Source organism: Clostridium boliviensis (assembly GCF_033342255.1).
Taxonomy (GTDB): Bacteria; Bacillota; Clostridia; order Lachnospirales; family Lachnospiraceae; genus Lacrimispora; species Lacrimispora boliviensis.
This window is the reverse complement of the sequence record NZ_JAWONS010000329.1, coordinates 279,366-293,503: the sequence shown is the minus strand read 5'-3', so window position 1 is coordinate 293,503 and position 14,138 is coordinate 279,366. Positions and strand designations below refer to the sequence as shown.

At 39.9% G+C, this 14,138-nt stretch carries 14 protein-coding genes; 11 read left to right on the top strand and 3 right to left on the bottom strand.

Translation table 11 applies throughout. The features are described from left to right. Positions 1-41: 41 nt before the first annotated feature. The 8 genes from RZO55_RS25030 (at position 42) to RZO55_RS24995 (ending at position 8,026) form a co-directional block, all read left to right on the top strand. Positions 42-1,082, top strand: coding sequence for a LacI family DNA-binding transcriptional regulator (locus tag RZO55_RS25030; RefSeq protein WP_318066973.1), 1,041 nt, complete (start codon positions 42-44; stop codon positions 1,080-1,082). Beyond that, complete coding sequence (locus RZO55_RS25025) at positions 1,073-1,882, top strand: DUF6597 domain-containing transcriptional factor (RefSeq protein WP_318066972.1); 810 nt, start codon at positions 1,073-1,075, stop codon at positions 1,880-1,882. Before RZO55_RS25030 ends, RZO55_RS25025 begins: the two co-directional genes overlap by 10 nt. Before the next feature lie 85 nt (positions 1,883-1,967). Then, positions 1,968-2,354 (top strand): DUF8051 family protein, encoded by a 387-nt coding sequence (locus RZO55_RS25020; protein ID WP_318066971.1) that lies wholly within the window; start codon positions 1,968-1,970, stop codon positions 2,352-2,354. Between the two features lie 2 nt (positions 2,355-2,356). After that, complete coding sequence (locus tag RZO55_RS25015; protein WP_318066970.1) at positions 2,357-3,127, top strand: EFR1 family ferrodoxin; 771 nt, start codon at positions 2,357-2,359, stop codon at positions 3,125-3,127. 16 nt (positions 3,128-3,143) lie between these two features. Then, positions 3,144-3,755, top strand: coding sequence for an HD domain-containing protein (locus RZO55_RS25010; protein ID WP_318066969.1), 612 nt, complete (start codon positions 3,144-3,146; stop codon positions 3,753-3,755). Positions 3,756-3,912: 157 nt separating this feature from the next. After that, positions 3,913-5,694, top strand: a complete 1,782-nt coding sequence (locus tag RZO55_RS25005; protein ID WP_318066968.1) for an ABC transporter ATP-binding protein — start codon at positions 3,913-3,915, stop codon at positions 5,692-5,694. Beyond that, entirely contained in the window at positions 5,691-7,490 is a 1,800-nt protein-coding gene (locus RZO55_RS25000) for an ABC transporter ATP-binding protein (protein ID WP_318066967.1), read from the top strand. The genes RZO55_RS25005 and RZO55_RS25000 overlap by 4 nt, the downstream gene beginning before the upstream one ends. Before the next feature lie 80 nt (positions 7,491-7,570). Further along, the gene (locus RZO55_RS24995; protein ID WP_318066966.1) at positions 7,571-8,026 is read left to right on the top strand and encodes a hypothetical protein; all 456 of its coding nucleotides are present in this window, start codon (positions 7,571-7,573) and stop codon (positions 8,024-8,026) included. Between the two features lie 37 nt (positions 8,027-8,063). Here RZO55_RS24995 and RZO55_RS24990 read toward each other — a convergent pair whose 3' ends face one another. Both RZO55_RS24990 and RZO55_RS24985 read right to left on the bottom strand, forming a co-directional pair. Further along, positions 8,064-9,140: an alpha-amylase family glycosyl hydrolase gene (locus tag RZO55_RS24990; RefSeq protein ID WP_318066965.1), complete on the bottom strand. Its 1,077-nt coding sequence runs from the start codon at positions 9,138-9,140 to the stop codon at positions 8,064-8,066. 187 nt (positions 9,141-9,327) lie between these two features. Then, complete coding sequence (locus RZO55_RS24985) at positions 9,328-10,773, bottom strand: aminotransferase-like domain-containing protein (protein ID WP_318066964.1); 1,446 nt, start codon at positions 10,771-10,773, stop codon at positions 9,328-9,330. A 144-nt stretch (positions 10,774-10,917) separates the two neighbouring features. Here RZO55_RS24985 and RZO55_RS24980 point away from each other — a divergent pair, with 144 nt between their 5' ends. From RZO55_RS24980 to RZO55_RS24970, 3 genes are read left to right on the top strand one after another with little or no spacing between them, the layout of a single operon-like run. Then, complete coding sequence (locus RZO55_RS24980) at positions 10,918-11,964, top strand: ornithine cyclodeaminase family protein (protein ID WP_318066963.1); 1,047 nt, start codon at positions 10,918-10,920, stop codon at positions 11,962-11,964. Between the two features lie 11 nt (positions 11,965-11,975). Next, positions 11,976-12,857 (top strand): PhzF family phenazine biosynthesis protein, encoded by an 882-nt coding sequence (locus tag RZO55_RS24975; RefSeq protein WP_318066962.1) that lies wholly within the window; start codon positions 11,976-11,978, stop codon positions 12,855-12,857. Position 12,858: 1 nt separating this feature from the next. Continuing rightward, complete coding sequence (locus RZO55_RS24970) at positions 12,859-13,443, top strand: dihydrofolate reductase family protein (RefSeq protein ID WP_318066961.1); 585 nt, start codon at positions 12,859-12,861, stop codon at positions 13,441-13,443. Here the strand turns inward: RZO55_RS24970 and RZO55_RS24965 are convergent. Continuing rightward, on the bottom strand, positions 13,440-14,039 hold the full coding sequence (locus RZO55_RS24965; protein ID WP_318066960.1) for a DUF421 domain-containing protein: 600 nt from the start codon (positions 14,037-14,039) through the stop codon (positions 13,440-13,442). The genes RZO55_RS24970 and RZO55_RS24965 overlap by 4 nt on opposite strands. Positions 14,040-14,138: the final 99 nt, after the last annotated feature.

Sequence of the window (14,138 nt, the reverse complement as noted above, 5' to 3'; positions counted from 1 at the left end):
TAATCGATATAATTATGGGTATTAAGTGCTAAGGAGGTTTCATGGTTGACATTAAATTTATAGCTCAAAAAGCCGGTGTATCCATTGCCACGGTATCAAGAGTACTGAATCATTCCAAACCCGTAAGTAAGAAACTGGAGGAGAAAGTGCTTGAAACGGTTATAAAATACAACTACTATCCAAAGTCATCAGACCGGTTTACTGCTTCTAAGCGTACGTTCATAATTAGTATCTTGATTGAAGATCATATTAACCAATTTCAATCTGAAATTTTACGAAACTTCACTCAGCATATTGCTCAGGCAGGATATCAGGCACTCATCAATATTGTTGGTACAAGCATGAAGCAAAAAGAAACTGCCATTCATGAGCTTACTGCCCGTCACGTTGATGGTATCATTGCATTGTTTCCTTTAAATGAATTATCCGCTAAGCGTCTTCAGAGTCTGTCTAAAATTCCTTTCCTGCATTCAGAGCCTCTGGTGAAAGGGGTCAGCTACAATCAGATTAATTTCGATGCTTCTTACAAAGCAGGGGAGTATTTAATCTCATTAGGACACAAAAAAATCGGCTGCGTTTTCTTTGAGGATTATGGCAGGAATTGTTATCTGGATGCCAGATATGAAGGTTTTATACAGGCTTTGAAAGACCATAATATCAAGGTTAACAAAAATTATTTTTATAAAAGTGATATAAAGATGCACAATGGCTGGAATATTGTTAATGAAATAAGTAACACAGATGACAGACCAAGTGCATTGTTCTGTGTATCGGATGAACTGGCAATTGGGATGATATCCGCTTTATTTCAGAAAGGGATTACCGTACCCGGAGAGATATCGATCATTGGATATGACGGAATTCCTCTGGGCCAGCAGATGAAACCCAGTTTAACAAGTGTATACCAGCCATTTGAGTTCTGGATTAAAAGAATAGCAGATGAACTGATAGCGGAGATTGAACATAAGAACCTGGAACCCATTTGTGAAGCGGTGATTCTTGAAAATCTGCCCTATATTAGAATATGTGAGAGTTGTACCAGTCCGCACCAGTCCATAAAGGAGAACTGGATATGGAGATAAAACAATTCGGTCCTTCCGGGATACTGCAGAATTTTGTGGATTATATATGGGTTGTAGAATCGGATTTGCTTAAGGAGGAAGAGCGGGAAGATATTATTATGCCCCTGGGTCACATCAATCTTATATTTAATTATGGATCAGAATATAAGCTGATTGAGCGGGAAAGAGAAACATTTATTCCAGATGCAGCAATGATAGGTCAGATCAAAAGTGCAAGGCATGTTCGATACGGGAGTAAGGTGAATCAAATTGGTATTTCCTTAAAACCAGCAGGATTGATGTCATTTTTTCATATCCCGGGAGCTGCTATTGCGGAGAAGATAATAGATGCGAATGAAGTTGATGTGACACTTCATAAATTATATCATCAAATTGAGGAATTAAATGGGAGTGAGGAAAAAACAGATAAAATCTATGAATATCTGAAAGCTAAAATGATTATCAATAAGAATTCCCAGCGTATTAGTGAAATAACCGATTATGTTGAGTCCAATTATGAGGATTTAAATATTGGCGAGATGGCTGAGTACTTTAGCCTCTCAATCAGTGCACTTGAACGTTTTTTTAAAAAGAGTGTGGGCTTGACACCGAAAACATACGGAAACATTTTAAAATTCAGAAAAAATATTGAGAATGAAGACCGTAGAAAAAATTTGCAGAATTATTATTATGATCAATCGCACCTCATCAAGAATGCAAAGAAGTTTTCTGGCAAAACGGCTAATGAATTAGAGCATGTGAATCGTGAATTAACATTGCAGCATATTTTAAATAACAATGGAGTGAATGATTGCAGTTAATAAAAGTAACGCCGATTTTTTACAATACAACCGGACTGCCTGATTGGTAAGATTATTATATCTAAAACAGAAAGGGATGGTTGTTATGCAGAGTATTAAGATACTGGCAAGTATACTGATGTTTATTAATGTAACATTACTGACTATATTAGTTCCGGGAGGGCCTATTGAAAACAGAAACTTTCGTAGATTAAAAGGTGTTGTATTTTGGGGCTTTAACGTATTTCTAATTACATTAGGGCTTGCTTCTTATTTAACAAGTTATTTGATTCTGGTGGAAAATGCCTATGCGTTACCTATGGCTAAAATAATTTCTGTACTTTATTTTATTGTATATATGATTGATTTAGGAGGAATTTTCCCTAAATCCCCTGATAAGATGTCAAAGACATTAATGCTTCTTGAAATCGTAAATACATCATTTGCTGTGCTTCTATTTATATTTGTTACTGCAATTGGAGTGGGGGTTTAACTATGCTGATAAGAAAACCAATTATAATTTATTATTTTTCGGGGACAGGAAATACGCTTCTTCTTGTTAAAAAAATAAAAGAAGTATTTGAAAAGCAGAAATATTCTGTTACTTTAAGAAAAATATCCACATCTGAAACAGTCGAATTAGAAGATGATTGTCATTTAGGAATTGTGGTTCCGGTTGCAATCGAGTCTACCTTCCCAATTGTATGGGATTTTGTAAAGAATTTACCGGAAGGAAACAATAGAAGTGTTTTTCTTGCAGATACCATGGAAAGCTTTTCAGGTGGGATTATAGGACCAATGAAAAAGGTCCTGACAGCGAAAGGATATCAATGCATAGGTGCCTGTGAGTTTAAAATGGCCACAAGCATGCAGATGACAGAAAAAAAAGCTGAAATTGGAAAACAGAAAAATGAAGCAGCCTTTCTTCAGGCAGAAAAATATGTACAGTCACTGATAGACGGAAGCGCGAAGTGGAATCGGATACCAGTATTATCCGATCTGATGAGACTTGTTTCCAGAGGACATTTCATCTGGAGAATAACCAGTAAGACTATTCGGATAGACGATCCGTTATGCATTAGATGCCGTGTTTGCGAAAAGCACTGTCCGGTTCATGCCATTCAATTTACTGATGAGGGTATGAAAATTCAGCATGACCAGTGCATTTCCTGTATGAGGTGTGTCAATTACTGTCCAAAGAATGCATTCAGGGTAGGGGGAAAACAACTGGTTCAGAAAAAGAACGTCAACGTAAACGAATTGTAAAGGAAAGGCAAAGCTCATGTCAGATAAAAATACTATGGAACAGCAGTTTGGACAAATAGAATATCATCTGCTTCATGATGAATCTCCATCGGATTATCTTAATCAGGTCAGCATGGAACCATGGTTTTCTGATTATCCTTTTTCCATGCTGTTAAGAATGAAGGAAACACCCCAGTCAAAACGTTACCACCCGGAAGGAAGCGTATGGAAGCATACAATGATGGTGGTGGACGAGGCGGCAAAACGGAAACAGGAAAGTAAGTCAGAAAAAACTCTGATGTGGGCAGCGCTGCTTCATGATATTGGTAAACCGGTGGTGACCAAAATAAAAAAAGAAAAAATTACCGCTTATAATCATGATTCTGAGGGAGAACATCTGGCAGTGGATTTTCTGTCCTGTTTTTCCGGTGATGAATTATGGATTCAGTCAGTCGCAAAACTGGTCCGTTATCATATGCACGTGATGTATATAACAGAAGGCCTGCCCTTTGGCAATGCGGGCAAGATGAAACAGGAAACCGATAGCAGTGAAGTTGCGCTGTTAGGGCTTTGTGACCGGATTGGCAGGGGCAATAGCGATCCGGAATATGAGCAAAAGGTAATCAGGAAGTTTAAGAATATGCTGTAATGAATCCCAACCTCTAAAAGAAGTGCTGGCCCCCGGATATGATAAGAAACTCCGGGGGCATTTTTTGATACAATCATTTTAAGTATGTTCGTGACTTTGCGTAACATATGAATTATAATAACAATAATGATTTTTGATCAAAACTGGGGGAGTGGGTATGATTGAAATTAAGAAAAACTATCATTCTTTTGACGCAGTGAGGCTGGCATTTAAAGCGTCCCCTGTCTGTTTGGTATCAGAGATACTTTTGTCTGTTACCCTATCCATCATGCAGACGGCGGCTCTTGCTCTGGCTACAGCTGGTTTTGTGGACACTGCATCTGACATATTAAGGGGAACGCGCCCGCGTGATGATATTTATCTGCCATTGGTATTATTGTTAGTGACGCTTGGAGTGACCACTACGCTTGGTGCGCTGATCCAGCTGGCCGGTTCCCGTATCCGGTTAAACCTTCAGCGCAGACTGATACCTTCTGTGGTGAGAATTTATGCTGCATTGGATTACAGGCATATTGAAAATAATACCAGCTGGGAATTAATTTCACGCGTATCCCGGGATCCGGTTAATTCCGTTATGGAAGGTATGGATGCATATGTACAGTTTATACAAATTATTATTTCCCTGTTTTCTGTTCTGATACTGATTGTAACCCAGGTCTGGTGGGCTGCATTTATCATCTTAATCTTTTCAGCGCCCATGTTCTGGCTGTCGGTGCGTGCCGGCAGAAAGACTTATCAGGCAGGGCGTGAGGCTGAGAGATTCAACCGGCGCACAGATTATCTGGGAGAAGTACTGACCGGACGCGATAATGTGGACGAGCGTACTCTGTTCGGCTATAACGATGAGATTAATGATAAGTGGCAGAATCAGTATGAGGCAGGGCGGCAATTACAGTTAAAGGTGACGGCCAGGATGTTCCTGACTATTAAGTGCTCCAGTCTGCTTATGGTTCTGATCTCTTTGTTGGTGGCATTGACACTCATCGGACCTGTGGTGTCCGGTCAGATGACAGCGGGGTGGTTTATGGGTATCGTAAGTTCAGTATTTGGCATGATCCAGAAACTAGGTTTTCAGATGTCACGAGCCCTTGAAAACATATCCCGCGTGGGAGAGTATATGAAGGATTTAACTGAATTTGCTGCATTGAATCAGACAAAAGATGCACTGACTGAGCCGGATGCAACCCCCATGGCATTTGATTCATTGGAGTTTCGCAATGTCATTTTTCGATACCCAGGCAGTGAACGGCTGGTATTGGACGGACTGTCTTTTAAACTGGAGGCAGGGCGCCATTATGCCTTTGTTGGCAAAAATGGTGCTGGTAAAACCACCATTACAAAGCTGTTAACAGGACTGTATACACAATACCAGGGTGAGATACTGATAAACGGAAAGGAACTTCGGGAATATCCGGCCAGCACGGTCAAGGCTTTGTTTTCTGTGGTATATCAGGATTTTGCCAGATACTATATACGGCTGAAAGACAATATAACTCTTGGCGATGTACATAAAAAAGGGAATGAGATGCAGGCAGCACATCTTGCTGGTTTAGATGAGACAATCCGAAGTCTGAACCATGGGCTTGATACGCCGCTGGGTAAGATAATGACAGGCGGGCAGGATCTTTCCGGTGGTCAGTGGCAGCGTGTGGCCATCGCACGGTCGTTGAACAGCAGAGCTCCTGTTAAAATGCTTGACGAGCCCACCTCTGCTCTGGATCCCATCAGCGAGAGTCTGCTATACAGAGATTTTGAAAAGCTGATGCGAGGTAAGACAACGGTTTTTGTCAGTCACCGTCTCGGATCCACCAAGCTGGCTGACGAGATACTGGTTATCGACAGCGGGAGGATTATAGAACGGGGAACTCATGATGCATTGATGGCAGCAAACGGAGCGTATGCCGGGATGTTTGAGGCTCAGAGGGGGTGGTATCTATGAACGAAGAGAAGAAGAATTACACGTTCTTTGAAGTCATTGCCCGGATTATACCAATACAGTTTCAGTCAGCACCGTTTAATTGCATCCTTGAAAATCTGCTGGCTGTTATACATGGGCTGTCATTTTCACTGACAGTCGTGGCAACGCAGCATCTTTTTGATACGATTGCCAAAGCAGCTGTCAATGAAGCGGGATTCCAGGATTGTCTGGTTTCCCTGTTACTATTATCTGGAGTAACATTTGGACAGCAGATTTTAAATGGTGTTCATAACTTTCATGGAACCGGCATTCTTTTTCCTAAATCAATGGGAAAACTGACTGTTTTGCTTCACCGGAAACTTAAAAGTATCGATCCCGCCCAATTTGAGAACACAGATTTTTTAGATGATCTGAACAAAGCCAGGGAGGGAATCCGGGCAATACCTTTATTTTGTATGATTTTATATCTTTGTATCTCTTTTTATGGAGTATATTTCCTGTCGATCGGGGTCTATCTGTTTACGTTAAAGCCCATGCTGTTAATTACTTTACTATTGGCTTTTATTCCTGCCATACTGGCCCAGACGATTCAAGTCAGGGTGTTTACAAGACTGGAAGAACAGAGCGCGCCACTGCGCAGGGAGAATGAATATTACCAAAAGACGATTTGTGACAGAGAGTATTTTAAAGAAACCCGAATATTAGGAGCGTTTTCATTTTTTAATCAGCTGTTTACAGGCACAATGGAATTACTTACCTGTAAAATATGGAAGGCAGAAATGAAAACTGCACTGCTAAAGCTGATGTTGAACATTACCACATTTGCAGGTATGGGTGCGTCGGCTTATCTGCTCTTTACTGCAACCATGAATGGTGAAATTACAATCGGGATGTTTGCCGCTGTGTTTGCTGCGCTGGGACAGATCTTCGCTATTATGGATGAAATTGTCGGAAAGCACGTCAGCAGTATGAATAAGGATATCGGAAAGGTTAACAACTTCCTTCATCTGCTTGACATGCACGAACGCACCGGCTTAGACGGAATACCGGATTTCACAAAAGGTGTTGCTGCTCATGGAATCAGTTATACATATCCAGGCCGGGAGAAACCTGCGGTGAAGAACTTGTCACTGAACCTGGCAGAGGGGGAGACTATTGCCATAGTAGGAGAAAATGGAGCGGGGAAGAGTACACTTGTGCGTTTGCTGACTGGTATTTACCGCCCGTTAAAAGGCAGGGTAACAATCGGTGGCCTTGACACTGGGGAGATTGCCCCTTCCTCTTTATATAAGGGCATATCTGGTGTATTCCAGAAATTTCAGCGGTACAAAATGACGCTTGAAGAGAATGTGGCTATCAGTGGCAGTCCCACCAAAGCTGGTTCTCATCAGGCGGAATCTGCCCTTCGTGAGGCAGGTTTTGAAAAAGGAAAAATCCGAATGGATGATATGCTTTCGCCAGAATTTGGCGGAATTGATTTGTCCGGTGGGCAATGGCAGCGGATTGCCATTGCCAGAGGGTTATACCGGGTGAATGGCTTTATCGTTCTGGATGAACCCACATCTGCCATTGATCCAATTGAGGAAACCAGGATATATAAACAGTTTCAACGGCTGGCAGAAGGAAAATGCGCTGTTGTGGTGACTCACCGTCTGGGCTCTGCAAAGCTGGCAGACCGTATTGTAGTGCTGGATTCTGGAGAGATCGTTGACATGGGGACACATGACGAGCTGCTTTCCCGTCCAGGGAAATACGCTGATATGTGGGTGGCACAGGCACAGTGGTATGAAAGGGAAGAAGAAAAGCTTGTGAGATAAATAGAATCTGCACTTGACGGACTTTAACTGCAAGTATAGAATATTAATATAATGCGTTTGCAGTTAAAAAGGGGGATTTTATGATTACATTACAACTTGGAAGAAAAAAGCTTCTGGGAATAATTGCACTTTGTCTGATTGTGGTTTGCACCTTGATTCATACGAATATGGTATCCTTTGCTGATGCTGGTCCTGGTGTATCACAGGAGCCTTTGCAAGAATCAGAGGCAGATTCAATATGTTCTCAGAATGGAACTCAGGTTTTTAAAATCAGCAACGATGGCAGCACGGCGGTAGTTCAGTCAGGGAGCTTCCAGTCAGCAGACGGTCAGAAACTGACCATAGTAGCAGCCGCAGATATAAAGGGCGGTACCGTAGATTTATTTTTATTCTCACCGTCTGGTAAGGAAGAGAGACTAACTTTTAGCAGTTCTGATATAACAAAAACATTTGAATTATCTGAAGGCACCTGGGCTTATAATGCCACCGGATTTTTTGAGAGCGGAAATATAATGATTACTGGCACTACAGAGTAGCAAGTGATTGTCTGAGCCGCGGCAGCAGCAGGTGCCGTCAGCTTTTAAAATATATAATTCTTCCCCAATAAGGGGTGATCTTTATGTCTATTAAATCATTCAAAAGCTGCTCATTATTCAGAATATCGAGACACCCGGTGCTGCTGTATTGCTCCAGATTTACGATGTGTTCATTGGGAGTTGCGTTGATCATAACGAGTACATGATCATCTCCCAGATCTCGTTGGAAAATGAATGGCTTTTGATATTCAATGGATATTTGTTTATAGGTTCCTGTCTTTAAAGCAGGAATCTTTTTTCGTATCTGAATCAGTTTTTTTATTACACCTTCTAAGTCTGGTTCATCGGGAATCACCTGTTCTATATCAATATAAGGCCGGATGGCTGAATCAGAACCATTCTCCTTTACTCCTTTTAAACCCCACTCACTCCCGTAATAGATAGAGGGAATACCTGGAATTGTAAATAGCAGGATATAAATGGTATATAAATAAGAGGTCTGAGCCACCAGGCTTGCCAAGCGGTTCTGATCGTGATTATCTACAAAATTATAGAGCATGAAGTTCCGGTAAATGCCAGATTCAGAATCGAATTCCCGGTTCAGGGAATGTGCAATTTCGAAAAGGTTCTGGTCATTGTGACTGGAGTATAAACCTTTAAATATTTCATAGTTGGTGACGGCATCCAGCTGCTCCTCACTTATCCACTCTCTGTAATCTCCATGAACCACTTCACCCATAAGCCAGAAATCATCTTTTCGTTCAATGGTTTTCTTTCGCAGCACTTTCATAAAGTCAGGATTAAGACAATCTGCTGCATCCAGCCGTAATCCATCAATATCAAAATAGTCGATCCAATATAGAACAGCCTTTAATAAGTAATCCACTACCTGGGAGTTATTTAAGTTAAACTTAGGCAATTCAAAATATCCACCCCAGGTATCGTAACAGAAGGGATCCCCCAAAGGACTTTCCAGATTAAAATCAATTCCTGAAAACCAGCTGCAATATTCTGAGTTTCTGCCATTTGCCAAGACATCCTGATAGGCAAAAAAATCCCGTCCGCAGTGATTAAATACTCCATCCAAAACAACACGGAAACCGTAGGCAGCCATTTCTCAAATTCAGTCATTCGGAAACAGACAGAACCATATGGATTTTTAAATGGAGCATTGCAAACTCCAAAAGTAAAGAAATGATAAAAACATGCCTCTTCAGACCCACATTATGAGAGAGGAGGATATGTCTCCCTTTTATGAAATGGGTGTGAAAAGCATATTGGATAGCAGAGTGATATAAAAGTCATGTAAGCTGTTCCTCCACTAATTCGGAAAGTATTCGGATTCCCTGTCTGATGTCATCCAGTGATGCATTGGAATAGGAGATGCGTATATGCTGATTTGAGCGGTATTCGTATAAGTCTCCAGGATGGATGAGTACTTTACGGCTTAAAGCTTTTACAAAAAGCTGGTACATGGAAATAGGACGATTCAGTTTCAGCCATATGAAATATCCGCCTGTAGGAATGTTCCATGTGGCTGTTTTTTGAAAATACTCATTTAATGCAGCCAGTGCAGTATCTCTTCTTATTTTGACTTTTTTTCTGAGATTATGATTATGTGCCTCATATAAACCACTGGCAAATAGTTCGGCAGCCACATTCTGGGAAAGTGAACTTGAACCATAATCCGACTGCATTTTAATATCTGATAATCTTGTTATAATCGGTTCAGGTCCAACAACCCAGCCAATTCTAAGACCTGGACTTAAGTTTTTAGAAATGCCTCCAACATATAAAACAAGACCACTGGAATCTAGTGATTTTAATGGAGGAGGCGGGGGATCTTCAAACCAGATTTCACGATATACATCGTCTTCGATGATGGGAAGACCTTCTTTCTCACAAAAATGGATCAATTCTTTTCTCTTTTCCAACGGCATAACAGTTCCTGTTGGATTATGGAACGTGGGTATGGTAAATACGATAGAACCCTTTTTATTTTTATTCTTTTCTGCTAATTTCTTAATATTCATTCCAGTTTCCTCAGAAGGTATTCCGGATAACTGCATTCCAAAGGACTGGAAAGTCCGAAGCGAATACAGATAGGATGGTTTTTCCAGATAGACAGTGGAATTGGGATGTAAAAGGCCGAGAGAAATTAGCTGCAGACCTTGCAAAGCACCGGATGTTATTAAGACAGAAGACGGATTTGCCGTAATTCCAATGGTTTCTAAGTATTTACAGATTTCTTCCCTTAAAAAAAGAGATCCTCTTGGTTCTTCATATCCTAATGGCTGTGATGCAACAGATAATTTCTTTAATATACTCTGTATCTTTTCCTGTGGAATCAGTTCTGAGGCTGGTTCACACGAACCCATTCGTATCATGCCAGGATCGCTCTCAGCTTCATTAATCTGCTGAACAATCATTTGGTTAGGCTGATGGTTTCCTGATGAGATATAACCGTTCCAATTGTAAGTCTGATTCATCAAATTCCAGGTATTGTTTATAATTTTCGTTCCGCCGCCGGTATTGCCCTCAATAATCCCTTCTGCCGCAAGTTCATCCATTGCTGCAATAATCGTACTGCGATTTACTGCAAACAATCCCGCAAGAGCTCTCTGGCTGGGTAATTTTGCGCCAACGGACCATTCGTTACTCGTTATCTTTTCTTTTATATAGCCGACAATTTGCAGATGCAAAGGCATTGGATGGGTTTTATCTGGTCTCCAATTGATTTTGTACATATAAAAACCTCCTGTCACTGAAATCTAATATATCATTTGGATGGCTAAAAATCAACCATTGATGGTCGGAGACATATGTACTTTTTTTCAGTATAATGAATCATACATGGAACCGCAGACTGATCAAAAAGGAAGGAATGAATCATGAATACAATTAAAATCATAAGTGACGATGACGTAAAGAGTATATTAGATCTGGAGAATACTATTTTATGTGTGGAAAATGCATATAGACAGAAAGCGGATAAACGGGCAACGTTATTGCCCCTTGTTTCTGCTGATCTGGTTGAGGGAAAAGCGGATATGGATATAAAATCCGGAATTTATCAGACTGGGAATTTATTTGGATTAAAGCTCGTTACATGGTTTGGCGATAATAAAATACAGGGACTTCCGAATTTAACAGCAATGGCAATGGTGTTTGATTTGAAAAATGGATTCCCCATAGCACTGATTAATGCAGGGTATTTAACAGCCATGCGTACTGGGGCAGCGGGGGCAGTTGGTATAAAATATCTTGCGAATCAGAATGCAGAGGTTCTCACATTAGTGGGAACGGGTAATCAGGCGGCCTTTCAAATCGCAGCAGCATTAACCGCTGTACCAACAATACGAAAAGTTAATATTTATAATCCGAGAAATGAAAAAAAGGCACATTTACTTCAACAATCCATACGTACAAAATTAAGCGGAATTAATAATAGCAGTAACGATTTTAAAAATGAAAATTGGATTCAAAGAATCAAAACCGTAGAATTTTATGCAGTAAATAATATTCAATCAGCGCTGGAAGAAACCGATGCAGTTATAACTATAACTCCTTCCAGTCAGGCATTGATTAAAAAAGAATGGGTGAAGCCGGGTACACATATCAGCTGTATTGGTGCAGACTTGCCAGGCAAACAGGAGCTGGATGAAACCTTATTTAGAACTGCAAGAATATTTGCAGATGATATAGATCAGGCCTCCAGTGTGGGAGAGATACAAACAGCTGTCAGTTTAGGAATATTACCAATAGAGTCGATAAGAGAAATAGGATATGTTATAAACGGAAATGAAAATGGCCGTTTATCAAATAACGATATTACTGTATTTGACAGCACAGGGATTGCGCTGCAGGATCTTGCTGTTGCAGATTACATAATAAGAACAGCAGAAGAAAAGAACATTGGAACGAGTGTAACGATATAGGGAGAATTGACATGAAAGTAAAAGTATATAAATTAAATTCATTTGCTAAAACGAAAGAAGGCGGTAATGCAGCTGGTGTTGTAATTGACGCAGATTCATTATCGGAAAAGGAAATGGGAAAAATTGCTGCGATTCTGGGATTCAGCGAAACTGCTTTTTTATTGCCATCAGACGCAGCGGATTTTAGAGTGAGATTCTTTACACCAAAGGAAGAGGTTGATTTATGCGGTCATGCAACAATTGCTGCCTTTCATACAATGGCACATCTGGGATTGTTAAAACCAGATAAGTATAAACAGGAGACAAAAGCCGGAATTCTGGGAATTGAAATTAAAGAAGACCATTCCGTTATGATGAACCAACCGGTTCCCGTATTTTCAGAAATAATAGAGAAAGATGAACTTGCGGATTCACTAAATATCGATACCTCGCAGATGCCGGGAGATTTACCGGCCCAGATCGTATCTACAGGACTTAGGGATATTATGATTCCTGTAAAAAGCATTGAGATTTTAAATGAAATGAGGCCGGATATGGAAAAGATCAAGATCATCAGCCAAAAATATAATGCAGTTGGTTATCATGTTTTTACCCTGGAATCCCTGCATGGTGCCAATGCTAATTGCAGAAATTTTGCTCCATTATATGAAATCCCGGAAGAATCGGCAACAGGAACCTCAAACGGAGCACTGGGCTGCTATCTTTACCACTATGGCAAAATTAAAAGCGGGCAGGAATCGAATATTGTATTTGAGCAGGGGTATTCCATGAAAAAACCATCTGAAATTCTGGTATCCTTATCGGTAAATCAAAACGAAATTCAGGAAGTCAGGGTTGGGGGCAGTGCAAAGAATCTTACTTTATCAGAAATCGAGTTATATGAGAGGGATTAATATGAGTGTTTTTTTTTATGGCTGCATAACTTTGGATGGCTATCTGGCTGATAAAAACCATAACCTGGACTGGCTTTATCAGACAGGAGATGCAGAAGAAACGGATTATGAAAGTTTCTATAATAGCATGGATATTACTATTATGGGGAAAAGGACATTTAATGAAATTGAAAAGATGGATAATACAGAAACTATTTATCCAACTACTGAAAACTATGTGATTACACATGCGAAAAATTTATCAATCCAGGGTTTTATTCCTGTCAATAGTGATATCATAGAATTTGTTAAACAGATAGATAAGGATAAAAATATCTGGATCGTAGGGGGCAGCACAATTATGGCTCCATTGTTAGATCATGATATGATAGACAATATAATAATACAGATTGCACCTGTACTATTGGGTGCGGGGATTCCATTGTTTGCTCAAAAGGAAGCATTAAAGAGGTTTTTCTTGAAAGAAGTGAAGCAATACGGGCAATTTGCAGAATTAGTTTATTCCAAATATATATCAGGTAGCTGGAAAATGCGGTCCGGAGGTAAGTGGGCGGAGACTACAAAGCTGTTTTTTGAAAAAAGTTAAGGTTCATTTTTTCCCTCATTGTCTTTTTCCGTAACCTCTCGGAAGATACTGTCGGAATTACTTTTTTGTGTTTTCTGGTAGCCTGCCATTAATTGGTTTCGCTGTGATAGTTCTGACATAATGGTAATAAAATCTTCCTTTGTCAGTGGTTTTTTATCATCTTTTAGCTCATAGCCTATTTGACCGCTCACCTCTATAGTAGCTGCCTTTACATCTTTTATAGAACTGACACCGTTTTGGCGCAGGCGCGTTTCAAGTCTATCCACAGTAAGACGTAATTTTTTTAGATTTTTCATAATAATTTCGCCATTTTCTATAACAATGACAGCTTTACCTGAAAAGAGAGATTCGAAAATGTCAAACTTAATTTCAAGATATTCCGAAAAAACCATAAGCATAGTGAATATAAAAGCAATTAGTAATGTGCTCCATATGTTATCTTCAGAGATAGGTTGTATTAAAAGAGAACCGATCCCGACCATAACAATAGTCTGAGTGATAGTCATCTGTGAAATTGATTTACGCCCTCCCAATCGCAGTATAAGTTTTCCTGCAAAAAATATAACAATTGTTTTCCAGATTAAACTATAATCCATTACAAAATCTCCTTTCCAAATTTTTGAGTTTTAGTTATTATTAATCTATTTGGAAATTATTATGTAACTGTTATTATATTAAGGGGTATGGAGTATCGC